Origin of the sequence: Aquirhabdus sp., from assembly GCF_046462495.1 — a bacterium.
Taxonomy (GTDB): domain Bacteria; phylum Pseudomonadota; class Gammaproteobacteria; order Pseudomonadales; family Moraxellaceae; genus Aquirhabdus.
On record NZ_JBKGVE010000010.1, the window covers coordinates 79746 to 106149 of the forward strand.

General features: G+C 44.0%; 25 protein-coding genes and 1 pseudogene. 22 read left to right on the forward strand and 4 right to left on the reverse strand.

Annotated features, from left to right (window positions below):
- Window positions 1-331: 331 nt before the first annotated feature.
- The 6 genes and pseudogenes from dnaE to ACLHG7_RS12420 all read left to right on the forward strand — a co-directional run.
- Window positions 332-3826, forward strand: a pseudogene (gene dnaE / locus ACLHG7_RS12395) (DNA polymerase III subunit alpha); the annotation flags it as partial.
- Window positions 3827-4122: 296 nt separating this feature from the next.
- On the forward strand, window positions 4123-4458 hold the full coding sequence (locus ACLHG7_RS12400; RefSeq protein ID WP_410211319.1) for an Hpt domain-containing protein: 336 nt from the start codon (window positions 4123-4125) through the stop codon (window positions 4456-4458).
- A gap of 71 nt (window positions 4459-4529) precedes the next feature.
- Window positions 4530-5396, forward strand: a complete 867-nt coding sequence (locus ACLHG7_RS12405) for an RNA methyltransferase (RefSeq protein ID WP_410211320.1) — start codon at window positions 4530-4532, stop codon at window positions 5394-5396.
- A 92-nt stretch (window positions 5397-5488) separates the two neighbouring features.
- Window positions 5489-6358 carry a serine O-acetyltransferase gene (gene cysE / locus ACLHG7_RS12410; RefSeq protein ID WP_410211321.1) on the forward strand — a complete coding sequence of 290 codons (870 nt, stop codon included), beginning with the start codon at window positions 5489-5491 and terminating at the stop codon, window positions 6356-6358.
- A gap of 184 nt (window positions 6359-6542) precedes the next feature.
- Window positions 6543-7280 carry a tetratricopeptide repeat protein gene (locus ACLHG7_RS12415; RefSeq protein WP_410211322.1) on the forward strand — a complete coding sequence of 246 codons (738 nt, stop codon included), beginning with the start codon at window positions 6543-6545 and terminating at the stop codon, window positions 7278-7280.
- 83 nt (window positions 7281-7363) lie between these two features.
- Window positions 7364-8152: an enoyl-CoA hydratase-related protein gene (locus tag ACLHG7_RS12420; protein WP_410211323.1), complete on the forward strand. Its 789-nt coding sequence runs from the start codon at window positions 7364-7366 to the stop codon at window positions 8150-8152.
- A 69-nt stretch (window positions 8153-8221) separates the two neighbouring features.
- Here the strand turns inward: ACLHG7_RS12420 and ACLHG7_RS12425 are convergent, their stop codons facing one another.
- Window positions 8222-8536: an NGG1p interacting factor NIF3 gene (locus ACLHG7_RS12425; protein WP_410211324.1), complete on the reverse strand. Its 315-nt coding sequence runs from the start codon at window positions 8534-8536 to the stop codon at window positions 8222-8224.
- A gap of 22 nt (window positions 8537-8558) precedes the next feature.
- Window positions 8559-12404 carry a phosphoribosylformylglycinamidine synthase gene (gene purL, locus ACLHG7_RS12430; protein WP_410211325.1) on the reverse strand — a complete coding sequence of 1282 codons (3846 nt, stop codon included), beginning with the start codon at window positions 12402-12404 and terminating at the stop codon, window positions 8559-8561.
- 224 nt (window positions 12405-12628) lie between these two features.
- Here purL and modA point away from each other — a divergent pair, with 224 nt between their 5' ends.
- The 3 genes from modA to ACLHG7_RS12445 are packed head-to-tail and all read left to right on the forward strand — an operon-like array spanning window position 12629 to window position 14856.
- The gene (modA, locus tag ACLHG7_RS12435; RefSeq protein WP_410211326.1) at window positions 12629-13420 is read left to right on the forward strand and encodes a molybdate ABC transporter substrate-binding protein; all 792 of its coding nucleotides are present in this window, start codon (window positions 12629-12631) and stop codon (window positions 13418-13420) included.
- The gene (gene modB / locus ACLHG7_RS12440) at window positions 13421-14143 is read left to right on the forward strand and encodes a molybdate ABC transporter permease subunit (protein WP_410211327.1); all 723 of its coding nucleotides are present in this window, start codon (window positions 13421-13423) and stop codon (window positions 14141-14143) included.
- Window positions 14144-14172: 29 nt separating this feature from the next.
- Window positions 14173-14856 carry an ATP-binding cassette domain-containing protein gene (locus ACLHG7_RS12445; protein ID WP_410211328.1) on the forward strand — a complete coding sequence of 228 codons (684 nt, stop codon included), beginning with the start codon at window positions 14173-14175 and terminating at the stop codon, window positions 14854-14856.
- A gap of 20 nt (window positions 14857-14876) precedes the next feature.
- Here the strand turns inward: ACLHG7_RS12445 and ACLHG7_RS12450 are convergent, their stop codons facing one another.
- Window positions 14877-15779, reverse strand: coding sequence for a LysR substrate-binding domain-containing protein (locus tag ACLHG7_RS12450; protein ID WP_410211329.1), 903 nt, complete (start codon window positions 15777-15779; stop codon window positions 14877-14879).
- 227 nt (window positions 15780-16006) lie between these two features.
- Here ACLHG7_RS12450 and ACLHG7_RS12455 point away from each other — a divergent pair, with 227 nt between their 5' ends.
- The 11 genes from ACLHG7_RS12455 to yfcF all read left to right on the forward strand — a co-directional run bounded on the left by ACLHG7_RS12455 (window position 16007) and on the right by yfcF (window position 24304).
- The gene (locus tag ACLHG7_RS12455) at window positions 16007-17338 is read left to right on the forward strand and encodes a deoxyguanosinetriphosphate triphosphohydrolase (protein WP_114898607.1); all 1332 of its coding nucleotides are present in this window, start codon (window positions 16007-16009) and stop codon (window positions 17336-17338) included.
- A gap of 66 nt (window positions 17339-17404) precedes the next feature.
- Entirely contained in the window at window positions 17405-18013 is a 609-nt protein-coding gene (gene ruvA, locus ACLHG7_RS12460; RefSeq protein WP_410211330.1) for a Holliday junction branch migration protein RuvA, read from the forward strand.
- The gene (ruvB, locus tag ACLHG7_RS12465) at window positions 18013-19083 is read left to right on the forward strand and encodes a Holliday junction branch migration DNA helicase RuvB (protein WP_410211331.1); all 1071 of its coding nucleotides are present in this window, start codon (window positions 18013-18015) and stop codon (window positions 19081-19083) included. The genes ruvA and ruvB overlap by 1 nt, the downstream gene beginning before the upstream one ends.
- Window positions 19084-19290: 207 nt before the next feature.
- Window positions 19291-20211, forward strand: a complete 921-nt coding sequence (gene rpoH, locus ACLHG7_RS12470) for an RNA polymerase sigma factor RpoH (RefSeq protein ID WP_114898604.1) — start codon at window positions 19291-19293, stop codon at window positions 20209-20211.
- A 103-nt stretch (window positions 20212-20314) separates the two neighbouring features.
- On the forward strand, window positions 20315-20677 hold the full coding sequence (locus ACLHG7_RS12475; protein WP_410211332.1) for a DUF423 domain-containing protein: 363 nt from the start codon (window positions 20315-20317) through the stop codon (window positions 20675-20677).
- Window positions 20674-20877 (forward strand): sulfur carrier protein ThiS, encoded by a 204-nt coding sequence (gene thiS, locus ACLHG7_RS12480; protein ID WP_410211333.1) that lies wholly within the window; start codon window positions 20674-20676, stop codon window positions 20875-20877. Before ACLHG7_RS12475 ends, thiS begins: the two co-directional genes overlap by 4 nt.
- Window positions 20877-21284 carry a hypothetical protein gene (locus ACLHG7_RS12485; protein WP_410211334.1) on the forward strand — a complete coding sequence of 136 codons (408 nt, stop codon included), beginning with the start codon at window positions 20877-20879 and terminating at the stop codon, window positions 21282-21284. The genes thiS and ACLHG7_RS12485 overlap by 1 nt, the downstream gene beginning before the upstream one ends.
- Entirely contained in the window at window positions 21284-22096 is an 813-nt protein-coding gene (locus ACLHG7_RS12490; protein WP_410211335.1) for a thiazole synthase, read from the forward strand. The genes ACLHG7_RS12485 and ACLHG7_RS12490 overlap by 1 nt, the downstream gene beginning before the upstream one ends.
- Before the next feature lie 81 nt (window positions 22097-22177).
- On the forward strand, window positions 22178-22483 hold the full coding sequence (locus tag ACLHG7_RS12495; protein ID WP_410211336.1) for a hypothetical protein: 306 nt from the start codon (window positions 22178-22180) through the stop codon (window positions 22481-22483).
- 368 nt (window positions 22484-22851) lie between these two features.
- Window positions 22852-23631, forward strand: a complete 780-nt coding sequence (locus ACLHG7_RS12500; RefSeq protein WP_410211337.1) for a class II aldolase/adducin family protein — start codon at window positions 22852-22854, stop codon at window positions 23629-23631.
- Between the two features lie 46 nt (window positions 23632-23677).
- Window positions 23678-24304, forward strand: coding sequence for a glutathione transferase (yfcF, locus tag ACLHG7_RS12505; RefSeq protein ID WP_410211338.1), 627 nt, complete (start codon window positions 23678-23680; stop codon window positions 24302-24304).
- 21 nt (window positions 24305-24325) lie between these two features.
- Here yfcF and ACLHG7_RS12510 read toward each other — a convergent pair whose 3' ends face one another.
- Window positions 24326-24868: a YaeQ family protein gene (locus tag ACLHG7_RS12510; RefSeq protein WP_410211339.1), complete on the reverse strand. Its 543-nt coding sequence runs from the start codon at window positions 24866-24868 to the stop codon at window positions 24326-24328.
- Window positions 24869-25068: 200 nt separating this feature from the next.
- Between ACLHG7_RS12510 and ACLHG7_RS12515 the strand changes: the two genes are divergently transcribed.
- Both ACLHG7_RS12515 and ACLHG7_RS12520 read left to right on the forward strand, forming a co-directional pair.
- Window positions 25069-25440 (forward strand): winged helix-turn-helix domain-containing protein, encoded by a 372-nt coding sequence (locus tag ACLHG7_RS12515; protein ID WP_410211340.1) that lies wholly within the window; start codon window positions 25069-25071, stop codon window positions 25438-25440.
- 169 nt (window positions 25441-25609) lie between these two features.
- Complete coding sequence (locus ACLHG7_RS12520; RefSeq protein WP_410211341.1) at window positions 25610-26356, forward strand: DUF3108 domain-containing protein; 747 nt, start codon at window positions 25610-25612, stop codon at window positions 26354-26356.
- The last annotated feature ends 48 nt before the right edge of the window (window positions 26357-26404 follow it).

Below are 26404 nucleotides of genomic sequence, written 5' to 3' on the forward strand. Positions count from 1 at the left end.
GTCCCACCTGGACACCATCATCATGGCTATTACGATTAGTCACCCTAAGTCTAAAAACACCAGACATGGTCATCACATATTCAAAGGAAGCAAGACCTATATATGGGTCTTGCTTCTTTAGCTTTAAGCCTCACGCTTTGACGAATCATCACGGGTGATAAATTTAGAAATAGAATCAATAACTCTTACATTTTACTCAACCAATCTACATTCATTTTTTCAGCATTTATTACGTTCATTCTATCATCCTATCGGATAGATGAATTCTCTCGTGTTATCATCTCGCTTTCCTTAATAACAAGGAAGCTTAAGTGGTTGGCGTGGAGCGGTTATGACTTTTATTCATCTTGGTGTGCATAGCGAATTCTCGATAACGGACTCGATTGCACGCGTTGGCGACTTGGTCAAACAAGCTGCAGCCTTTAATATGCCCGCGCTTGCACTTACGGATTTATCCAATCTATACGCTGCCGTAAAGTTTTATACAGGCTGCCGCAACAAAGGCATTAAGCCCATTTTGGGCAGCGAAGTTCGTCTTGAGGACGCTCAGGGTCGTGTCACCCTGTTGGCCATGAATCAAGTAGGCTGGCGCCACTTGACCGAAATTGTTTCTCAAGGATTTATTGAGGGCTTAAATCTCGGCCTGCCACTAATCAAAACAGATTGGATTTTTCATAAAAATAACGGATTGATTGCTATATTAGGACAATATAGTGATGTTGGGCAGGCTCTTAGAAGTGCAACACCAGAGCGTGCAGAAACTCTTATTGAAGCATGGCGTGAACATTTTGGCGATCGCGTTTATCTTGCAATTACCCGCACGGATCGTTCAGGTGAAGCTGCTTATGTTGAGGCCGTGCTTGAGTTAGCAGAGCGTTTACAGATTCCTGTTGTTGCCCATAATGATATTCGCTTCTTGCATCCTGATGATTTTGATGCCCATGAAGCCCGAGTTTGTATTTCAAGCGGTCACGTTCTAGCCGATGAGCGCCGCCCCCGCGAGTACTCCAGTGAGCAGTATTTTAAAAATACCGAACAAATGGTCGCATTATTTGCAGATGTACCCGAAGCCATCGCTAATACGATTGAAATTGCAAAACGCTGTACAGTAACCATTGAGCTCGGTAAAAACTATCTACCGGACTTCCCTGTTCCTGAAGGCTATGATATTGCAAGGTTCTTTGCAGAAACCTCTCAAGAGGGGCTCAATATTCGACTAGGTGAGCTCTACCCAGAGTCTGAACGCGATGAAAACTGGCTAGAACGTCGTAAAGTCTATGATGAACGTTTAAATTTCGAGATCAAGACCATTAACGACATGGGCTTCCCAGGTTATTTCTTGATCGTTATGGACTTTATTCGGTGGTCTAAAAATAACGGCGTCCCAGTAGGACCTGGTCGTGGATCAGGTGCAGGGTCTCTGGTCGCATATAGTTTGGGTATTACTGATCTAGACCCGCTAAAATATGATCTTCTGTTCGAACGCTTCTTAAATCCTGAGCGGGTATCCATGCCCGACTTTGACATTGACTTTTGTATTGCCGGTCGGGACCGCGTGATTGAGTATGTTGCCCAAGCATATGGTCGCGAAGCGGTATCTCAGATCATTACGTTTGGAACCATGGCTGCTAAAGGCGCAGTACGAGATGTCACCCGAGTACTGGGTAAAGCCTTTGGGCTTGGTAATCGTATTTCAGCACTGATTCCGTCCAAACCACCAGGCATAACACTTTCTGAAGCGCTGGAAGTTGAACCTCAACTCAAAGACTTGGTCACCAATCCAACGGGTAATGACTATGATGATGTCACTGAAATCTGGGAAATGGCGACCAAGTTGGAAGGCATTACACGTAATGTTGGTAAACATGCCGGTGGAGTTCTCATTGCACCGAGTAAAATCAGCGACTTCTCCGCAGTTTATTGTGATGAAGAAGGTTCTCGGGTCAGTCAATTTGATAAAGATGACGTCGAAAAAGTAGGGCTTGTTAAGTTCGACTTTTTAGGACTGCGGAATTTAACAGTAATTGACCAAGCTGTTGAAGCAATCAACATACGCAATCAACAAAATAATGAGTCGATACTCGATCTCAAGCATATCGCGCTTGATGATAAAAAAGCCTTTAAAATTCTTCAGGATGCAAAAACAACCGCCGTATTCCAGCTTGAAAGTAGTGGCATGAAGCGGATGCTCAAAGAGGCAAAACCAAGCAAGTTTGAAGAAATTATTGCATTTGTAGCACTTTATCGCCCAGGTCCGATGGACCTGATCCCAGACTTTATCTACCGTATGCATGGTGGACAATTCGAATATCTGCACCCGCTTCTGACCGATGTCCTTAAGCCCACTTATGGTGTAATGGTCTACCAAGAGCAAGTTATGCAAGCCGCGCAGGTTTGCGCTGGTTACTCACTGGGCGGCGCAGATTTGCTACGCCGAGCAATGGGTAAAAAGAAACCCGAAGAGATGGTGAAGCAACGTGTCACCTTCGTCGAAGGCGCAGCAACCAAAGGGATTGATGAAGCCAAGGCCAACGAAATATTTGACTATATTGAGAAGTTTGCGGGTTATGGCTTTAATAAATCTCACGCTGCCGCCTATGCACTCCTCTCCTACCATACCGCATGGCTGAAAGCACACTATCCTGCAGAGTTTATGGCTGCGGTTCTTACTTCTGAAATGCAAAATACCGATACGATCGTCTTCATGATCAGTGATTGCCGTGAGCTCGGATTAAAGATCCTGCCGCCTTCGGTAAACTGGTCTGATTATCGTTTCAGGGCATCAGATTCAGGCACAATCATTTATGGTTTAGGCGCGATTAAGGGCGTTGGTGAAGCTGCGATGGAATCGGTCATGCAAGCGCGGAAAGAAGGCGGCGAATTTAAAGATATTTTTGATTTTTGCCAACGAATCGACCTCAAAAAAGCTAATAAGCGTACCCTCGAAGCATTGATCCGATCAGGTGCTTTGGATTGCCTATGCCCATCCAGTGAAATTGAGAATAATAAGGGTGAATACCGAGCGGTACTTGCTGATCAATTAGAAGAGGCGGTGCAGGCGGCGGAACAAAATCGTCAAAATCTCGATAGTGGTATTTTTGATTTATTTGGTGAAATTGAAGTTCCTGCGCGTAAAGCGCCCCCCAAATCAATCATATGGTCCGACGAAGTGCGCTTAAAAGGTGAGAAAGATACCTTAGGTCTTTATCTCACAGGACATCCAATCGACGTCTACAATCCTGAACTTAAAAATTTCATTAAATGTAAACTTGCAGACATTGAAGCAACTAAGCGAGGCGTGACTACGGTATTTGCAGGATTGGTGATTGATGTTGCAAACTTCCCAAACCGGGTTGTCATTACTTTAGATGATGGCACGGCTCGTATCGACGTCAATTGTCAACATGAAAACTTCATGCGTTATAAAGAAATATTAAAACCTGAAACGATTGTTGTTATTGAAGGTGAGATCAGTGAACGTGAGGGATATGATCGCCCAATCGGACGCTTGCGCAAAGTCTTTACGATGAACGATATTCGCTCAAGACGTGCAGAGGCCATTGTATTAGACCTCGTTTCAAAAGGTTTGAATCAAGACCTCGTACAACAATTACAGAAAACATTACCGCTCTTTAATCAAGATGACACTGAGCAAAGACGAATCCCCATCCATTTTCAGATTGACCATACCTATGCGAAAGCCACTCTCAGTGTAGGTGAACGCTGGTATGTGCGACCGGAAGATGAGTTACTGAAGCATTTGCGTGAGCACTTTGGAAAACATGCCGTCAGTATTGTTTATCAACGTAAAACGCACGCGGCTGAGAATACAATCACTGCACACTCAAATTAAGATAAAATGATAATCTGTAGACGTATTCTGACTCTTACATTGTAAATAATTATGTCATCAACGGATGATAGTATTTACCTTAATTAAAAAAAGCATTAGTTTGGATATACTTTACAATAAGTAAATAAACTAAAAATGACAGGACGTCATATGAAAATTGGAGTTTCACACAATGTCTTTCTTGTGTGCAGACATTTCATTAATAATTTTTTAATTTAGTGCGTCCCAAAGAACACTTATATTTCATAGACAATAAATCGAGAACTGTGATGCCTATATCAAATAACGCACAAATTAATGAACTTCAGAGTTTACTGGGAAAAGATGGTTTTGAGGGCTTCTTAAGTAGTTATCTCAACGATAGCCAAAGCTATATGAAAACGATTCAATCAGCGTATGAGCAAAATGACAATGCATTGGGCTTAACCGCGGTTCACTCACTCAAAGGTGAAATCGCAAATATTGGTGCGACTGAGCTAGGAACACTATGTCAAAAACTGGAAATTGAATTCAAAGCCGGTCAATTAAAAAATAGTGATGTTATTATTCAAGCAATTCAAGATGAATTGCAAAAAGTAAATAGTTCTCTGCGTGAGCTACTGTAAAAGCTTAATCCGATGGTTTTAAATGCACGTCGATTAAAACCATTTCCCTTGATTTTGAGTGAGTTTGTGTTTTGGTTTCTGAAAAAAATGTTGTTGATCATCGTTTACCATTAAATCGTATTCGCATTGTCATGGTTAATACCACCCTACCCGCTAATATTGGGGCAGCAGCTAGAGCCATGAAAACCATGGGACTCTCTCAACTCACTTTAGTTAATCCAAAAATTTTTCCAAGTCCAGATGCGATAGCTCTCGCTTCAGGGGCGGCTGATGTTGTTGAATATGCAACCATCGTAGATACACTCGAACAAGCACTTTCAGACTGTGTATTGGTGTTTGGTACCAGTGCCCGAAGTCGTACCATTCCTTGGCCTTTGCTTGAAGCTAGAGCCGCAACTAAGCTTGCAATTGATGAAACCATTAACGGCGATATTGCGATTGTTTTTGGCCGAGAAGATCGAGGACTAACCAATGAAGAACTAGCACAGGCTCAATATCATCTGACGATTCCAGTCAATGAAGAATATGGCGTACTGAATGTCGCTGCCGCCATTCAAGTGGTCTGTTATGAATTACGCATGCATGCCTTGAATCAAGAAAATCCGCTTGAAATAGACCAGCAAACCACGACAGATATGATGCCGCTCTTAGGTCATATGGCGTGGGATGAACCTCTAGTCGACCAAAGTATGATGCAGCAATTTTATAATCATCTTGAAGCCATGTTGACCAATATTGATTTCTTGGATCCAAACAACCCCCGCCTGCTACCTTTACGCTTACGTCGTTTATTTGGACGCATTAGACTGGATCGGATGGAGTATAATTTACTCCGAGGAATCTTTGGTCGAGTGCAAGCACTCAGTAAAGGAACATGGCCTCCGCAATCGTTGACGGATGCACAAAAGAACCACGACAAAACTGCCGGCCATCAATAAAAATTTAAGTATCGATATTTTTACGATCATCGATTTTTAAATTATCGATATAAAAATTAACAATATCGATAGCAGAAATATTAGAATTGATGATGATCAATTCTAACAGGCATCCCGTGATGTTCAAGCAGCTTCAAGAAGACATTCAAGCCGTATTTGATCGCGATCCCGCGGCTCGTAATACGCTTGAGGTCTTGCTCACCTACCCAGGTATCCATGCGGTTCTCATGCACCGTGCCGCGCATCAGCTTTGGCAACATCAGTTCAAAACGACGGCTCGTGGACTATCCCTCTTCAACCGTTTTCTGACGGGTATCGAAATTCATCCGGCAGCAAAAATAGGTCGCCGATTATTCATTGATCATGGTATGGGCGTTGTCATTGGAGAAACTGCCGAAATTGGGAATGATGTGACGCTGTATCATGGCGTAACGCTTGGCGGTACCACGTGGCAAAAAGGGAAACGTCACCCCACTTTAGAAGATGGCGTGGTTGTGGGTGCCGGCGCTAAAATTTTAGGGCCATTCATCGTGGGTAAAAATGCTAAAATTGGTTCCAATGCCGTGGTTACAAAAGCGGTCCCTTCGGATGTGACTGTCGTAGGCAATCCTGCTCGTTATGTCGAGAAAAATACTGCGAAGTCTGCCTCTCAATTACTTGGCAATACCGATCAAGAAACGAACCCAAATACTATTATAGATTATGCTAAGTCTATTGGTTTCCAGCCTTATGCAATTGCCCCGAATCTGCCTGACCCTGTCGCTGAAGCCTTTCGCATATTACTGAATCATATGCAGTCAACCGATCGCAGAATCGATACCATGTGTCATACGATGCAAGAACTGAATCCTTCTTTCTGTGACAAAAAGAATCAGCCCATCCAAGCTGATGACTTGCCTATTATTCAAGATATCAACGCAGCAACACATACCAAACCCATGAAAAGAAGACAAAAATCCTAATAAAGAGAACCAGTTCTACATTCTAGACAGGTGTAATTAATACGCATTAGATACGGTTTTTAAGTTGTTATTTGGATTTTTTTCGCTATAGTCTTCAGGGTGAAACACAAACTGTGCTTACAGTTTTATAGGGCTTAGAGTCCCTTATATAAATTCAATTCTGATTGGGATGATCTTAGAAAATATGCGACCACTTACTTTGAAACCTCACTTGCTTAGTGTCTCTATTCTTACTGCATTTGCACTTGGTGCCTGCCAACAAACCCCACCGCCAATTCCTGTAAATAGTGTCCCGCTATCGGCAGAATATAATCGTAACCTGCTCATTCCTCCGGCAGCACCGGTTGTTGATGAAGATCCGCTAGCGCTCCAAATTAAAGCAATTGATCGCAGTGACTATGATGGTCGCATCGCACTACTTGCTAAATATGCAAAGCATTATCCACCGCACTTTGACAATAAGCGTGCACGCCGTGCCGCTGAAGTTGAAGCAAAAGATCTGGCAGAAACGCTCAACGTTATCGCAAATGACCCCCAAGCCACTCATGCACAATTACTGCAAGGATTCAAAGCGAATGGACTTGCACGCAATTTAGACGTGGGCAAAGACACCACCACTAACGCCAATAATTTCATGCGCCGGGCTCTGAAAATGAAGCCCAATGACCCTGAAACAAACTTTTGGTTCGGTGTTTTGCTGTCTGAGGGCGGTGGTATGAATGAAGGTATTCCTTATTTGAACAAAGCGGCGAAGGGTGGGTACTCTGAAGCCTATCTATCTATTGCCAATGCCTATCTATCTCTCAATAAAAAAGCAAAAGCTTTGGGTGCCTTAGAAAGCTATAAACGTCTGGTACCTGATGATGCACGTATACCGGAGATGGTAGATGCCGTGAAAACTGATAAAGCTTCGATTTGGTAAAATAACTCGTACTACGCGTTTTTGAATCAACGCGTAGTACAATACCAGATGTGAAATTCTATACTACCCATTGAGAAAGCTTTATGTCCCTGACTTGTATTACCCAACCCCATCCGAACCTCAACGCAACCATTCAAGATGGAATCTTAGAACTTGTCCTTAATCGCCCTGAGCGCAAGAATGCTCTCTTTGGTGAGTTTTATTTAGCTTTAGAACAAGCGATTCTTGAGGCTGATCAAGATCCAGCAGTTCGCGTTGTTTTACTCCGGGGGGAGCAGGATTTTAGTGCAGGGAATGATCTACAAGATTTTGCAAACTCACCAGCCTCAGGAATTGATGCACCACCGTTCCGCGTTCTTCGCGCAGCGACAGCATTAACTAAGCCTTTGATCATTGCTGTTCGTGGAGTCGCTGTTGGGATTGGTACCACGTTATTGCTTCATGCAGATCTAGTCTATTGCGATGCTACTGCCCGTTTTCAAATGCCTTTTTTAAGTTTAGGGCTATCGCCTGAAGGCGCTTCGACATTGCTACTTCCACAACGCGCAGGGTATTTAAAAGCGGCTGAATTTTTACTTTTGGCTGAACCATTCACTGCTGAAGCTGCTCTAAATGCAAAACTCGTCAATCAAATCATTCCTAATGATGTTTATGCATATGCACGTGAGAAAGCCATACGCATTACTCAATTGCCGATTGCTTCTATCAAGCTCACTAAGGCGATGCTGCGTGATACCACTCCGACAACTGTTGTCGAACGCATTAACTCAGAAGCCATTGAATTTGTTCAGCGCGTCAAAACACCAGAGATGAAAGAAGCCCTAATCGCTTTTAAAGAAAAACGTGCCCCGAACTTTAGGCAATTTGATTAAGAATAGCGTTCAAAATAAAAAAGACACGTCATCGACGTGTCTTTTTTATTTTTATCAGCGATATAAACTTTACTGATAAAACTCGATTTTCACGACATCAAATGCAGGCATTTCATATGGATGTGATATTTTGAGTGCCTCAATGACAGCATGGATATCATGGTCTTCGACAATGGTCTCCACACGCCACTCAGTTACAGTTTCAAGTTGACCAACTTCACCCAGAAAAGGATTTGAGCTTGCTAATGGTCTAAACTGACCTTGGCCTTGTACTTGCCAACAACAACAATCATATGACCCATACCGTCCAGCACCCATAGCAAAAATCGCACTTTTAACGACTTCAACATGAGTGTCCGGAACATAAAAAGTCAGTTTATACATAAGCTTTGAGCTGCTTTAATGTTTAACCTGCAAAACTACGGGCATTTCTAAATAAACGTAGCCATGCACCATCTTCAGTCCAATCCTCTGGTTTCCAACTATGTTGTAATGCACGGAAGTTCCGTTCGGGATGAGGCATCACTAATGTTGCCCGGCCATCACCCGATGTCACTCCAGTGATTGCTTCAGGAGAGCCATTAGGATTCAAAGGATAAATTTGAGTAGGTGTCCCATGGCTATCAACAAAACGCATGGTCACTTGCTCATGCGCATTCAATGCTGCCAATTGATCCACAGTTGCATCAACGCGGCCTTCACCATGTGCAATCGCAATCGGTAAAATAGAACCGGCCATGCCTTCCAGTAAAACTGAACGAGATTTTTCAACACGAACGTTGACCGCACGTGCTTCAAATGATTCGCTGGTATTACGACGGAAACGTGGGAAAAGCTCTGCTTGAGGGATCAACGTTTTCAACTGCGATAACATTTGACAACCATTACAAACACCAAGCGTAAATGTTTCGCTACGATGAAAGAAACTCTCAAACTGATCCCGAAGTTTCGCATGATACATGACTGATTTTGCCCAACCACCACCGGCACCGAGTACGTCGCCGTAACTGAAACCACCACAAGCGACTAGACCTTGGAAATCATCTAAGCGCACGCGTCCGGCCAATAAATCACTCATATGAACGTCATAAGTTTCAAAGCCAACACGATCAAAAGCAGCGGCCATTTCAAGCTGACCGTTGACGCCTTGTTCGCGCAAGATTGCCACTTTAGGTTGGCTTAAGTTCAAAAAGGGTGCTTCAACAGGCTCATTAAGATCAAAGGTTGCTTTTGCAATCAAACCTTGATGGGTGGCATCACTGATCAGTGCATACTCTTGATCAGCACACTCACTGTTATCCCGTTGACGCTGAATCTGATGACTCACCTTAGCCCACGCCAATTGAAGCTCGGTACGTGGCAAACTCAGTCCAGCAACGGTTAACGTATCACTATCATTCACTGTACCTATGACTCTCACCGCATCTGCAAGTGGAGAACTACTCAGAGCTGTCTGCAATTCAGCCCAATCACTGGTACGCACTTGAACAACACAACCGACTTCTTCAGCGAATAACTCTGCGATTGGATCGCTACCGAGTTTAAGGTCAACCCCTAAACGACTTGCAAACATCATTTCACTGACTGTCGCGAGAAGGCCACCATCTGAAATATCATGATATGCAAGCAGCTTGCCGGCTTTAGTCCATGCTTGGATGACATTAAAGAATACTTTAAGGTCATTCGCATCATCAAGATCGGCCGCGACCTCACCCAGATGGTTATAAACCAATGTCAATACAGATGCACCTAGACGGAACTGACCACGCGAGAGATCAACACGAACCAGCACGGTCTCATCATCGACTCTGCGTAACTCAGGTGTTACATGTAACTGTACATCAAGTACAGGCGCAAACGCGGTGACAATTAAAGACATTGGCGAAGTGACCGCTTTCTCAACGCCTTCATCATTCCACGTCGTACGCATCGATAGGGAGTCTTTGCCCACAGGAATTGCGATTTCAAGTGCAGGACATAACTCCATGCCAATCGTGCGTACCGCTTCAAAAAGGGCTTGGTCTTCACCAGGTTGGCCTGCTGCGGCCATCCAATTTGCTGAGAGTTTGATATCACTCAACTTCTCGATCGGCGTTGATGCCAAATTGGTAATGGCTTCTGCGACACATAGACGTGCAGATGCTGAAGGATTCAGTAAGGCCACTGGCGGGCGTTCGCCCATGCTCATGACTTCGCCTGTAGTACTCTGATGGCCAGTTACAGTAACAGCGCAATCCGCAACTGGAACCTGCCAACGACCAACCATTTGATCACGGGCAACAAAACCAGTGATCGAGCGATCACCAATCGTAATCAAGAATGACTTGCTGGCAACCGTTGGATGACGTAAAACGCGGAAAATTGCATCTTTCAGATCAATTTTCGCTGTATCGAATGCAGTACCGATAGTCTTCACATCGCTGTATTCACGCTGTAATTTCGGTGCGCCACCCAGCATGACCTGCATAGGCAAATCAACAGGATTATTGCCAAAATGAGTATCACTGACGGTCAAATGACGGACATCAGTTGCTTCACCCAGCACAGCAAATGGGCAACGTTCACGGGTGCATAGACTTTCAAATAATTTCAAAGACTCTGGGCGAATCGCCAAGACATAACGCTCTTGTGCTTCGTTTGACCAGATTTCCATGGGTGACATCCCAGCTTCTAGCGATGGAATATTACGCAAGTTTAAAATCGCACCCAATTTATGGTCATTCACCAACTCTGGCATCGCATTAGACAAGCCACCAGCACCGACGTCATGAATAGAAACAATAGGATTAGACTCCTCCATTCCCCAACAGGCATCAATCACCTCTTGGCAACGGCGTTCCATTTCTGGATTCTCACGCTGAACCGATGCAAAGTCGAGCTGCTCACCCATCGTACCGCTATCGACACTCGATGCGGCGCCACCGCCTAATCCGATCAGCAGCGCAGGGCCGCCTAACACAATCAACAGATCCCCTTGTTGGATCGGTAATTTTTCAACATGGTCAGGACGGATATTGCCGTAACCACCGGCAAGCATAATCGGCTTGTGAAAGCCGCGGACATTGCCATTTAAATTCAATTCAAAAGTACGGAAGTAACCGCAAAGATTGGGGCGACCAAATTCGTTATTAAATGCGGCAGCGCCAAGCGGGCCATCCGTCATAATCTGAAAAGGCGATGCCATACGCGATGGCTTGCCATACTCTGCACCTTCTTTGTCTTCCCACGGCTCGCGTGCACCCGGAATGTTAAGGTTGGAAACCGTAAAACCAGCTAAGCCGGCCTTAGGCTTACCACCGCGACCCGTTGCGCCTTCATCGCGAATCTCACCACCTGAACCGGTTGCGGCACCTGCAAAAGGGGCAATCGCTGTAGGATGGTTGTGCGTTTCTACCTTCATCAAGACATGGGTGGCTTGGTTGGTATAGCTGTATTTATGCTGTTTACTTTGCGGATAAAAACGGGCAGCAGAAGAACCAACGATTACAGAAGCATTGTCTTTATAAGCTGACAGTACATTTTCAGGAGATGTTTTATAGGTATTCTTGATCATTTGAAACAGTGATAAAGGCTGTTTTGCACCGTTCACCGTCCACTCTGCATTAAAAATTTTATGACGACAATGCTCTGAATTCGCTTGAGCAAACATCATGAGCTCGATATCGTTTGGATTACGTCCTAAGCGGGTGAATGCATCCGTCAAATAATCAATTTCTTCAATCGAAAGTGCAAATCCGAATTCACGATTAGCTTTAATTAAAGCATCACGTCCATTTTCTAAAATATCAATGGTATTAAGAGGTTTTGGTTCCGTTACATGAAACAATTGGCCAGCTTGTTCAACATTATCAAATACGCTTTCGGTCATACGATCATGCAAAAGTGCCTTGAGCTCTCTAGTCGCAATGTTTACACCATGCAAGGTATAGAGTATTCCTCGTTCTAAACGGTTCACCGCAACATCACAGTTTTTAAAAATATCAATCGCTTTAGATGACCACGGAGAAATCGTCCCCACACGTGGTGTCACAAGGACTTGAATACTGTTGGGTGATTTTACTTGGACTGTAAAAGTTTGATCATCGTTTAATAAACCGACAGCTGCTTTAAGCTGTTTGGTGTCTAAAGACTGATCGAAGAAATAAAGAAATTGACTTTCTACTCCTTCTACAGACGCAAGACTAGATAAACGGGAGAGCAACTGACGTTGCTTGAAGGTAGAGAGTGCAGGCGCACCAGCCACAATAAACATACTAGGACGAGCTCCATTAACAATCACACAGACTGCTAAAGCCTTAGAAAGAAGGTGTATATGATACGCGTGTTTGCGCTTCTGCTCTAGTCCTTAACATGATTTAACAATGATTAAAACGAACATTGTGCATCACTTTAAGTCCATCGTTATATCTGTCATGATACAACGGTGGACTTAAAAACATTCTGTTCTTACCCAAAACAATCAGGAGTTACAGTACGATGCGATCAATATCTAAAAACAGCTTAACAAAATCAATTATTGCACTCACTACCTTACTCCCTGTATTGACTCATGCTGAAAACATTACCGTATTCGCGGCTGCAAGTTTGAATAATGCCTTAACTGAAATTTCAAAACTGTATGAGACAAGCCATCCTAATGACAAAATTCAAACCTCCTTTGCTGCATCATCAGTCCTTGCCAAACAAATCCAAGCAGGCGCCCCAGCTCAGATTTTTATTTCAGCTGATGAGCCATGGATGGATAGCTTGGAAAAAAGTAATGTCCTGATCGACAAATCACGGGTTAAACTACTTGCTAATCAGCTAGTCCTAATCACTCCTGCGGATCACACCTTCCCAGTTATGATGGAAAAAGATTTTCATCTTGCGCGGGCTTTTACAGGGAAAATTTGTTTGGGTAATCCAGATAGCGTGCCAGCCGGCAAATATGGTAAACAATCGCTGACTACGCTAGGCTGGTGGGATGAGCTCCAATCGCGTGTCGTACCGACTGAGGATGTCCGCAGTGCACTTGCATTTGTCGCACGTGGTGAGTGCCCTGTCGGCGTGGTCTATTCAACGGATGCCCTGATCAGTGATAAAGTGAAGATCATTGGGACTTTTCCGGATAAAAGCCATGCTCCTATTATTTACCCCCTCGCCTTGCTAAAGACTTCAGCGACTCAAACCCAAGCAAGTCCGGCAAGTCAACAATTCTGGCAATATTTACAGCAGCCAACGGCTCAAAAAATATTTGGTAAATACGGATTTGGCGCTGTCAAACATTAAATGATCGATTCTCTCAGCTACCTTAGCCCAAGCCTCAGTCCCGCTGAATCACGCGCGCTGTTTTTATCCGTAAAAGTCGCTTTTTGGTGTACTCTGATGGGGGTACTTCCAGCGCTTGGTATCGCGTGGTTACTTGCAAGGCGGGACTTTTGGGGGAAATCTTTGCTTGAGGCACTGGTTTATCTGCCCATGATTTTACCACCTGTTGTTCTCGGTTATCTCTTGCTCGTTCTTTTTGGACGGAACGGTTTCATCGGTCAGTGGCTCCAGCACTTCGACGTTCAACTCGCCTTTCACTGGACGGGTGCGGTACTCGCCTCTTGGTTAATGAGTTTACCGCTATTTGTGCAGCCCATTCGTTTGGCACTGCAAAATGTCGATATCCGACTTGAACAAGCGGCTCAGACCTTAGGTGCAAGCCCCATACGGGCCTTTCTGACCATTACATTACCGCTCTGTTATCCTGCCATTCTCATGGGTGCAGTTTTATCATTTGGAAGAAGTCTAGGTGAATTTGGAGCAACCATTACTTTTGTCGGAAATATAGACGGGGAAACACGCACACTACCACTGGCAATTTATTCAGCAATACAATCCCCTGATGGAGAAACGCTGGCTTTACGTCTAGTCATACTCTCAGTAATTGTTGCACTCTTAACCCTTTGGGCGAGCCAATGGCTTGCTCGTCGAAGCCAAACCCGCTTGGGATATCGTGATGTTTAAAACACAATTCAATTCAAGCGATGTGAATTATGCAACCGCTTGATTCATCCAATAACCAGGGCCTAGAATTTTCTTTGCGCTTACATCGTGGCGATGCCCAGACAGGCTTTCAACTTGATACCCAAGGTTGTTTTACAGCGCCCATTACAGCATTGTGCGGGGCTTCAGGTGCTGGCAAGTCAACGCTACTCGCACTATTTGCAGGGCTCTTAAAACCTGATCAAGGCTTGATTCGACTGAATGGACAATTGCTCGTGGATACGAGCGATCAGCTATTTACGCCTCCACATATGCGACACATTGGTTTGATGTGGCAGGATGGCCAACTATTTCCCCATCTCACTGTACGTAAGAATTTAATGTATGGCTACCAATTGCAGCCAGAACAATGTCGACGTTTTAGTCCAGAGTCCGTGATTGACCTTTTAGAAATCGGCGCACTTCTTGATCGGCAACCAAGACATCTTTCTGGAGGGGAACGTCAACGTGTGGCGCTAGGACGTACACTCCTTGCAATGCCTCAATTTCTCTTGCTTGATGAACCTTTAAATGCGTTGAACCAATCTTTAAAGCAACCCATTTTGGCATTTCTCAAGCAAGTTCCTAAACACTTCAGTATTCCACTGATCTATGTGACACATCAAATAGAAGAAACAAAGATTCTTGATGCAGAAACTTGGTTTTGTGAAGATGGGCGCTTAGTGAATATTTGATCTACGCAAAAAACTCATCGTCAGATCAGTATCTCTTCGATCAATTGCGCGACATGCTGAACAACCAAATCTTGGTCACGGCGTGCATGTTTAACGATTTGCACGCTTATATCCGGATAGGTGATAGGGAGTTCAAAATGCACAAAGTCATGCAAAGCATGTATAGATAAATAACGGCTTGGTAAAGTTGCTATCAGCTCAGAATCTAAAAGTAGTGAACTCGCAATCGAAATACTTGGGACCACCATACCAACACGACGTGATAATCCCTGTAAAGCTAAGCAGTCATCAATCGTATCCCTCACCTCTCCTCGATCTGAGATTAAGATATGCGGATAAGCCAACCAATTCGACAAATTGAAATCCGCTGCGGCAGGATGATGGCGATTCATGACGATAACATAATGTTCTCGTAGCAGTTCTTTACGCTGAAAAGGCAACTCAAGTAGAGGAAATGTTGATACCGCAAGATCAACATGACCACGTTCAATGTCATCTAATGCTGAGGCTACCCCTCGCCATGGCTCAATAACAAGGCTCACCAAAGGCGCACTTTCTGCAAGTCGCTTTTGTAACTGATAAATAATACATATGGCGGGATAGTCCGGCATAAGCACGCGAACATTTTGCGTCACGCTCTCAAATTGGACATTGGGCACATTAATAACTGCGCCAATGGCACTTAAGGCTTGTTTTAAAGGTTCCCGTAAGGCAAGCGCTTTCGGGGTTAAACGCATCCCTCCAGCACTGCGCTCAAGCAAGCGATCATTAAATAAAGTGCGGCAACGCTCGAGTGCATTCGAGGTCGCAGGCTGAGATAAACCAACACGTTCTGCAGCACGGGAAACATGTGCTTCAATTAATAGCGCATCGAGCACGATCAGTAAGTTGAGATCGACTTCCCTTAAATTCATTTCATTCATACCTGTTTTTCAATACATACTTTTGTTGAATCTAGTTTCTGCTCTATATATTTTGAACATAGATTCATTATAAAGAAGCTTAAATGACTCGGGATCATGAAGAGACTACCACTCCCTGCACGAAAAGCATGCATGTTTAAGTGGGATATTGTGTCTAGTGCTATATTTCTTTTACCAAATTTGGCATGATGGAAGTTCATTCATAAAATTCTGATTTTCTTATGTCAATGCGTTGGGCACAACTGCTCTCTCCTGCTCGCCTAGGTAGCAGAAAACACCATACAGAACAAGCGCGTAGCCCATTTCACAAAGACTATGATCGCATCATATTTTCGCAAAGCTTTAGACAACTCAATCGTAAAACTCAAGTTCATCCGCTGACACAAAACGATGCCGTCCATACTCGATTGACTCACTCGCTTGAAGTGTCGAGTGTTGGTCGCTCATTAGGAATGCTTGCCGCTGAGAAGATTGCAGATGACTTGCCACCATGGGTCACCCCCTCTGATGTCGGTGCAATTATTCAAGCCGCGTGCTTAGCGCATGACATTGGTAATCCGCCCTATGGGCATGCGGGTGAATACGCAGTTCGAGATTGGTTTGGGCAACCAAAGCAAGAACATCTCATGAGCCTACTGTCATCACCAGAGTTCAGTGATTTATGTCAGTATGAAGGCAATGCGCAAGGTTTTCGTATCCTCACCCGTTTGGAATATCACCCCAATGAAGGAGGAATGCGGCTCACCTACGCCACACTGGGCGCGTTCCTTAAATATCCAAGACTCGCAGCACCGCTTGAAGCCCAAGCAGGGCAACCGAGTCATAAGCGCACCAAATTTGGTTGTTATCAAAGCGAACGTGAACTGCTCGATGAAGTTGCAGAACATCTCGGATTGATTCGATTGAGTGAGAGCTCATACTGCCGACACCCTCTGGCCTACTTACTCGAAGCTGCAGATGATATCTGTTATGCCTTAATTGACTTAGAAGATGGTTTGTTACTGGGTATGCTGCATTACTCCGATGTAGAGCCGCTATTTTTAAAATTGATTGGTGATTACGGCACGCCGCATGAAGTATTGAATGATGTTCCCATCGCGCAAAAGCTGGCCGCTCTCCGCGGACGTGCGATGAAGCGTTTGGTTGAAGAAGTATCAGAAGCATTCAAGCGTAAACAATCCGACTTATTACGCGGAACGTTGCAAGGCAGTTTGCTAGACCATTGTCCACGCGACATTGCTGAAGGGATTGAGGCTGCAAAAAACTTAACTCGGACTCGGATTTTTACCAATCCACAAAAAGCCCGCTTAGAATTAGTTGCAAGTGCCAGTCTCCATGTCCTACTCGGTGCGTTAATGCCCCTTGCGCTTGACCGTGAACGTGAAACTTTCCGTGAGCATCGCCTTCTGGTGATTCTGAAGCATCACGGTGCAACATTGGGACTCGATCCTTACCAGAATATGATGCAAATCCTCGATGTAATCAGCGCGTTATCTGACCATCAAGCCTATGCGTTGGCACAAGATATCAAGGGCAACCGTGGCAATATGGGTTATTAATGTTTGCTCAAGAATACACTTAGAAGCATAAATTAACTCAGTAATAAGACAACAATAGGACATGCAATGATCGGTTCACTTACTGGCAAAATTCAATTGCTCACCGCACCGCATATCTTGATCGAGGTGGGCGGTATCGGCTATGAAGTGGAAACACCGCTTTCGACATTCTGTCAGTTGAAGAACGAACAAGTTGTTACCTTGTGGACTCATCTGACCGTGCGTGAAGACGCGCATTTGTTATATGGTTTCATCAATACTGATGATAAAGCGCTGTTTAGAATTCTGCTCAAAGTCAATGGTGTCGGACCTAAACTAGCTCTTGGCATCCTCTCTGGCATGAGCGCAGCCATGCTCATTCAATCTATTGAAATGCAGGATATTAGTACACTAACCCGCATCCCGGGTGTTGGTAAAAAAACAGCTGAGCGTCTGGTGATCGAACTGCGTGATCGTCTGCAAGGCCTATCCGCCACCATAGGGCAAACAAATATCACTGGCTCTACGCAAATCACACTTAGTGCCGCATCACCTCTAGCAGAAGCTGAAGCAGCATTGGTATCTTTGGGTTATAAACCCTTAGAAGCACAACGTGCCATTGCAGCAGTTAAAAACGATCATCAAGAAACCGCTGATTTAATTCGAGCGGCATTGAAAGGAATGCTTAAAACCTAATGGCTCTTTTTCCCGGTAATCCGTTTGTCCAGTCATCAAATCAAACGGCATCAAAATCAGGATTTGAACAAGATCGTTTGATCACTGGGCTTGCGCGTCCAGAAGATCAATTTGATCGTGCGATTAGGCCAACCAGCCTTGAGGACTATATCGGTCAGCCTATTGTCCGCGAACAAATGGAAATTTTTATCCATGCGGCGAAGTCACGCCAGGAAGCACTCGATCACACCCTTATTTTTGGACCTCCTGGGCTAGGCAAAACGACCCTCGCAAATATTATTGCCCGTGAAATGGGCGGCAATATGAAGTCAACCTCAGGCCCTGTGCTTGAGCGTGCAGGAGATTTGGCCGCACTGCTTACCAATTTAGAAGCAGGCGATGTCTTGTTTATCGATGAAATTCACCGCTTATCGCCGGTGATCGAAGAAATTCTCTATCCTGCGATGGAAGACTACCAACTGGACATCATGATTGGCGAAGGACCTGCCGCGCGATCTATTAAATTGGATCTACCCCCTTTTACATTGGTTGCCGCAACAACCCGTGCAGGTTTGCTCACCTCCCCATTACGAGATCGATTTGGGATCGTGCAACGCCTAGAATTTTACTCGATCGCCGATCTGACCACGATTGTCACTCGTTCGGCAAACTTGCTGAATGTTCCCATCCATCCCGAAGGTGCTATAGAAATAGCACGGCGCGCGCGCGGGACTCCGCGAATTGTGAATCGTTTGTTGCGTCGTGTTCGTGACTATGCTGAGGTAAAAGGCGATGGTGTAGTCACCAGTGACATTGCCGCACGCGCCCTAGATATGCTTGCAGTCGATAAACAAGGTTTAGACACGCTTGATCGTCGTTATTTACAAATGCTTTTAGAACGTTTCGATGGCGGACCGGCTGGCGTTGAATCTCTAGCCGCGTCACTTGCTGAAGACAGTGGAACGTTGGAAGATGTAGTTGAGCCTTATCTCATTCAGCAAGGTTTTGTTATGAGAACCGCACGTGGGCGTATTGCAACCCCTCAAGCCTACCTTCAATTTGGCTTGGAAGTACCTGTGCGCGGCGGATAATCTGAGCAGGATCAATATTAGACACACCAAAAAAATAGTTGCATCATATTTTCGTGCTGATCGTTATTTTATTGTACACTTTAAACTGATAATGCGGGATTAGTCACAGCTCCATTACAATTTGGCAGTGTGAAATATGGCAGAATATGCCTCTTATTGCTGTAGACCTTATCCAGATATTAAATCTAATTTTTTTCAGGAACCTTCATGAGTGTAAGTCCTTTGAGTGATAACAAAGCGCTGGTGTCTGCGTCGTCTCCAAGCACGTCGCCTGCCACGCTATCGCTCAATACCTTGTCGTTAAACGCACCCGGCGTCAACCTCGGCGCGTATATCAATACGATTAGCCAAATCCCGATTCTGACACCTGAGCAAGAAAAAGAGCTGGCTGAACGATATTTTTACGATGGTGATGTAGAAGCTGCCCGCGAACTCGTGCTGTCACATTTACGTTTCGTCGTGCATATTGCGCGCAGTTATGCAGGTTACGGCTTACCTCAAGGTGACTTAATTCAAGAAGGAAACGTCGGTTTGATGAAAGCCGTTAAACGTTTTGACCCCACGATGGGCGTACGTTTGGTGTCTTTTGCTGTGCATTGGATCAAAGCCGAGATTCATGAATTTGTCATTCGTAATTGGCGTATCGTTAAAGTAGCAACGACTAAAGCACAACGTAAACTGTTCTTTAACTTACGCTCCCTAAAAAAATCCAGTCGTAAGTTAACCCTGCAAGAAGCTGAGGATATCGCACGTGATTTAAACGTCACTGCAGCCCAAGTTCTTGAAATGGAAGGTCGTCTAACCGCTTATGATGCTTCTTTTGAAGCACAGGCTGAAGATGATGAAGAGGGTCGTGTCGCGCCAGTCATGTATTTGGAAGACAATCGATTTGACCCAGCACGTGAAGTTGAAGAGGCCGATTGGGAAGATCACAGCAATCGCGCATTGGCTTCTGCCATGGGTAAATTGGATGATCGCTCACGCACGATTCTCAAACGTCGTTGGCTGGATGACGAAAAAGCCACTCTGCATGAGCTTGCGGCCGAGTATAAAGTCTCTGCTGAACGTATCCGTCAACTTGAAAAGAATGCAATGGACAAAATCCGTACTGCTATGTCCGCTGGCTGATTCTCAAAAGAAAAGAAGATGGTTATTTAGAAAGTCAGCGAATTAAAACTGATTATAGAAAAGCTGCGGTTAGATGTTGATTGATATTTTAAGGCGCAATTAAATGAATGGATTGGTCATTGCTGCACTCAATCTTGCTCTCGCAGTCATATTGGGTGCATTTGGCGCACACGCGGTTAAAGCCCGTGTCAACCCAGAGCAACTCGACTGGTGGCATACCGCTACAGCGTATTTTTTCTATCATGCAATAGGTTTATTGCTCATCGGTGTTTTAGCTCGACTCCTCCCTACTCTATCTTTGCGCTGGCCTGCAATTTTTATTCAAATTGGTATCTTCATATTTTGTGGTTCTTTGTACCTCTTGGCATTGGGCGCGCCACGCTGGTTGGGTGCTATTACGCCAATTGGTGGCTTAGCATTCATCTTAGGATGGTTGACGCTCGCACTACAGGTCGCTAAAGCATGAGTTTGTTGATAGTCGTTAATGGTGAAACTCACTCAACGAATTGCCAGACGCTGGCTGAATTAGTCATCGAACTCGCATTAACTGGAAAACGCTATGCGATTGAAGTAGATGGTGCGCTCATCTCTAAACATCGTCATACAGAGTTTATACTGCATGATATGCAAAAAATTGAAATTGTTCATGCGGTTGGAGGCGGTTAATGGCAACATGTTGTGATATCGATGGTCATGAAGAATCATTAAACTTAATCACTCTAAGTGAGTTGCTCTGGCCACAGTTTGTCTATCACGACGGGCGTATCTATTTAGATCATGCACCAGAAACTGACGATTACCTTGAGCTTCTGCTCGCCTGTGAATATGACAAGACTACGGTTCAAGCGCTATGCAATCATCGTCATGTATTAGAATACTTTGCCATGTTTGATGCCAAAGCGACGCCCACCCGAGCTGAACTCATCACGCTTGGTCAACGTTTGCAAGCAATGTGGCAAGCAAAACTGGCTAAAGACTTCCCTCATTTAGAGATCATTGTCGCTTTTGATGTGCAAGATGATGATCCCGATGAAGACTTACAAATCGTTGTTTATGAAGAAGAGTCCGTATGATGAATGCTTTGATCACCCCTTCTGTATTTCAAGATCAGCCCTTAATCATCGGGACGCGTACCTTTTCTTCACGATTATTAGTTGGTACAGGCAAATATAAAGACCTCGCAGAAACGGGTACTGCAATCAGTACCAGTGGTGCTGAGATTATAACTGTTGCTATTCGACGCAGTAATATTGGGCAGAATCCAGGTGAACCCAACTTACTGGATGTCATTCCTCCTGAACGCTACACTATCCTCCCGAATACGGCTGGATGTTTTGATGCAGATAGTGCGGTGAGAACATGTATGCTCGCACGTGAATTACTGGATGGCCATAACTTAGTTAAACTTGAAGTTCTTGGTGATACCAAAACACTTTACCCTAATGTTGTAGATACCCTCAAAGCCGCACGTACGTTAATCGATGATGGATTTGAAGTCATGGTTTATACCTCTGATGATCCAATCATTGCCAAAGAATTAGAAAATATGGGCTGTGTGGCCGTCATGCCTCTGGGCAGCCTCATCGGCTCGGGACTTGGCTTAACCAATCCGCATAACATTCGCCTTATTCTTGATAATGCTAATGTCCCGATTATCGTTGATGCTGGTGTGGGTACAGCCTCAGATGCTGCAATTGCGATGGAACTCGGATGTGCTGGCGTGCTCATGAATACAGCAATTGCCGCCGCACAGAATCCTATTTTGATGGCTTCTGCCATGAAAAAAGCTGTCGAAGCGGGTCGTGAAGCATTCCTGGCAGGACGTATGCCTAAAAAAGCTTACGCCAATGCAAGCTCGCCTGAGACTGGATACTTTTTCAAATAGACAGTATATTAATTTGAATATGTTAGGTGTTTTATTTAAAACCTTAATCTACACTCAAAAAAACAAACTGGGATTTGATACATGAAAAGTTTATATGCTACTCGTCAAAACAATACCTTCTCACATGGCTTTCTAAATCTATTAATCATAGGTTCAGTAAGCGTATTTTTAAGCGCGTGTGCTGCTGGGCCCAGTTCTTCAGCAACACAGGTATCAGGTACTACTAAAACTTGTACTGTAGAAGAGCCAACTATCGGTAGTAACTTCTCCAAGCATAAGCCTTGCCGTGTGATGACTGAAGAAGAACGTCGTCAAACGGAACAACAAGCTCGTGACATGATCGATGATCAAATGGGTAGAACTATGGCTTCAAAAAGTTCAAATTAACAGTGAGCATGGTTTCACTGTGATGAAGCCTTTCTCTCAACGATATCTTTACAGTCTGTATATTTTTTAATTACGCTTGCATCGCAAAACATATCGCCATCAAGCATGAATATTTATTTACCTGCCGCCAATTGATTGAATAAAGTATCTTAAGACCAATTCTTGCAGAGTTAATCTCGATACTCTTCAAAAACTGGCACATTTTCTATATCAAAAATACCACTGCGCCAATAGCTTGGGATATGGTTATTCCTTAAACTACCCACACTCAGTACGATACTCACCAAAAGCACATTGATGGATATGACTGTGTTCTATACAAATTCTCTACTCTCTTTAATCAAACACCATGACAAAAGGAAATGTCCATGACCGTGATCTCCCAAGATTATCCTTCTTCAGTGCAACAACAAGTTAGCGAAGCGGAATGGCAAACCCGAATTGATTTGGCTGCTGCTTATCGTCTAGTCGCTTTATTTGGCTGGGATGACCTCGCCTTTACGCATATTTCTGCACGAGTGCCTGGGCCTGAGCATCATTTTCTAATTAATCCGTATGGCATGCTTTTCGATGAAATTACAGCATCGAGTCTCGTCAAAGTTGACTTAGATGGCAATATCGTCATGGAGACAAATTATCCGATTTCACCTGCAGGCTTCGTGATCCATAGCGCCATCCACGCTGCGCGAGAGGATGTCAAATGTGTATTACACATTCATAGCCTAAACGGTGTCGCGGTCTCCGCACTAAAACATGGGATACTACCCATCTCTCAGCAGTCCACTTTTGTTTTATCGTCACTTGGCTATCATGATTATGAAGGCATCGTACTCAGCGATGATGAAAAACCACGACTGGTAAACAACCTCAATAATAAAATGTTTCTGATGCTGCGTAATCATGGATTACTCACTGTGGGGGACTCGATTGCTGATGCTTTTGTCAAAATGTATTTGTTTGAAACGGTCTGCGCAATTCAAATCCGTGCACAATCCGGGAATAGTGAACTGGTTGAAGTCGATCCAAGAATCGTTGCGGGTGTTAAAAATTCTGTGAGTAAGGCAACAACCGGATTAGGTATCGGCGCATTGAACTGGCCTGGTTTACTCAGAAGATTGGATCGTGCAGATCACTCTTATAAAGATTAAATACATGAAATTTGTACCAATCTATACACCTCTTTAGGATTTCATAATGTCTGAGCTAAACCTTTATGTCGACACTCAATATGCAAGTCCTTACGCTATGTCGGTGTTTGTTGCACTGACAGAAAAAAGATTACCGTTTAACATGACTGCTGTCGATCTAGAGAGGGGTGAAAATCATGCCGAAGCGTATGCTGGAACATCCATTACAGGTCGCGTTCCAACACTTGTTGATGGTGATTTTTCATTGTCGGAATCCTCAGCAATTACTGAATATTTAGAGGAAAAATATCCAGAAATAGCCATTTATCCGAAACAACTTCAAAAACGCGCACGCGTTCGGCAAATTCAGGCTTGGTTACGCAGTGACTTGCTGCCTATCCGACAAGAACGCTCTACAGAAGTGATCTTCTATCAAGCACAAACACAACCGCTCTCTGAACAAGCACACTTAACGGCCCAAAAACTGTTTCGCGCTACCAATCAATTGATTACGACCCAGTCACAATACTTATTTGAAGACTGGTGTATCGCCGATATTGATCTTGCGCTAATGCTCAATCGTCTGATTCTGGCAGGGGATGACGTACCTGAGCATCTCGTCGCATATGCAAAATACCAATGGCAGAGACCTTCCGTTCAGCTCTGGGTAAATCAAAAACGACCATTGCTATAATCTTAAGCTTAATACTTTAAATTAACTCCCCGCTTTTAAAACCACCAATTTTACATCCACCGAGCCATCATCCGACGATACTAAAATTTCGTCATCTTGAATCGTGAAGCTAAATCGCATTGACCGTGTGACCAATGCAGTCAATGCTTCACTGGCTTCGGGTAAAAGCTGTAAAATAGTAACGTTCTCTAAACGCGCAATTTTATTTTCCAGCGCCTTCCACCAAACATCTGTACTAGTGTTGTAGCTGAGAACAACCACTTTCTTAGAACGATTAGATGCCTTTTTGATCCGTGTTTCATCAGGTTGACCGACATCAACCCACAGTTGAATCGCATCCGTCAAATCTTTATCCCAAATGTCCGGCTCATCAACTTCAAACAAACCTTTTGTAAAACTCAGCGACTCACTGGCATAAAGACCAAACATCAGTACACGAGCCATAACCCGCTCCTCCGTTTCGGAAGGATGACGTGCAATCGTTTGACTATGTGTTTCATAGTAATGACGATTCATATCTGCAATTTGCAGGTCGGCTTTATAAATTGTTGCCTTAAGTGCCATGAAAAAATCCGCCTAACCGATTACAATGAAAATGATGCGCAAGCATAGTAGATTTATGTCTTGAAATCATGAATATTTTTTTGTAAAAACAATAAATGATCAATTACATACGAAGCTAACTGATCTTGCTTTATAGAGAATACGGTTCGTTTTAGAATAAACTCACGAACTTTCGCCTCACACCTTGTATGGAAACCAGCATGTCACAACATCCGACCAAAGAAGCCCATTTGCTCATTCGTGCAAGATTGCTTTATGGAGAGGAAATTGCTATTGGACCAGGAAAAGTAGATTTATTGGCAGCCATTTCTGAAAAAGGCTCCATCTCGGCAGCGGCTAAGCACATGAGTATGAGCTATCGCCGCGCATGGCTACTGGTTGATACAATGAATCGTTGTTTCAAAGAACCTTTGGTGATATCAACTGCAGGTGGGAAACAAGGAGGAGGAGCACAATTAAGTACGCTCGGTTTAGAGATGCTCAAAAATTACCGCACTCTTACTTCAGCACTTGAGCACACAGCAGCGCAGTATGTGGAGGATCTGCAAAAACACCTCCTTCAGCGAGAATAATCTCTCCTATTACATTTACATAGATCAAATCCCTAATAAATGTGCACTACTGCAACTGTACTGCTGTAAAAACATTACCTTATAAACGCAACGTTTATTAACGGTCAATCCCAATATATTTCTTTATCATAAATGCTAAATCTAATGTTTACTGGAACTTAAACTCATTATGCACAATCGTACGCTTCATAAGCGATTCGGCTTATTTACCCAAATGAGCTTTGTCATCGCAATTCCAATCAGTTTCGCACTCATAAGCCAATCTGCTCAAGCATTTGAACCCTATCAGGCAACTTATAACTTTAATATCGCCGGTCTCCTGAATGGTAATGCTTCGCGCACGCTGAGCCAGCAAGATGGGCTTTGGAACTACACCTTTAAAGCCAGTGTTGTGTCTATGGCGACCGCAAGTGAAGTCAGTCATTTTCGTTATGAATCATCCAAGATTCAAACCCTTGATCATGCCTATAACTTTAAATTCCTGAATAACATTAAAAACAGTAGTTTCAAAATTGATTGGCCGAATAAGATAGTCACGGCCTCTTCGACCAAAAATGGCGATACCTCCTACCCCGCCCAAGTCGGGGCTTTAGATATGCTTAATCTCGAGTTACAGGTCAGAGAGGATATCAAACACAAACAGCTTCGCCCGTCATATCTCCTTGCTAGCGAAAAAGGGATTACCGAAATTCAATTTGTGAACGAAGGTGAGGAGAAAGTTGAGACACCGGCGGGTGAATATGAAGCAGTGAAGCTACGTTTAGTGCAGGATAATGAAAAACGTAAAACCTATTTTTGGTTGGCGCCAAAACTCGACTACCTTCCCGTACGTGTGCATCAAGATGATGGTAACTTGTCCTATGAGTTGAATTTGACTAGCTATCAGGTAACAGGAAAAACGACTGCTGAAAAGTAACTGTCAAAATCTCTGAACGCTATCTTCAAAATGTTGATTGTACTTGCG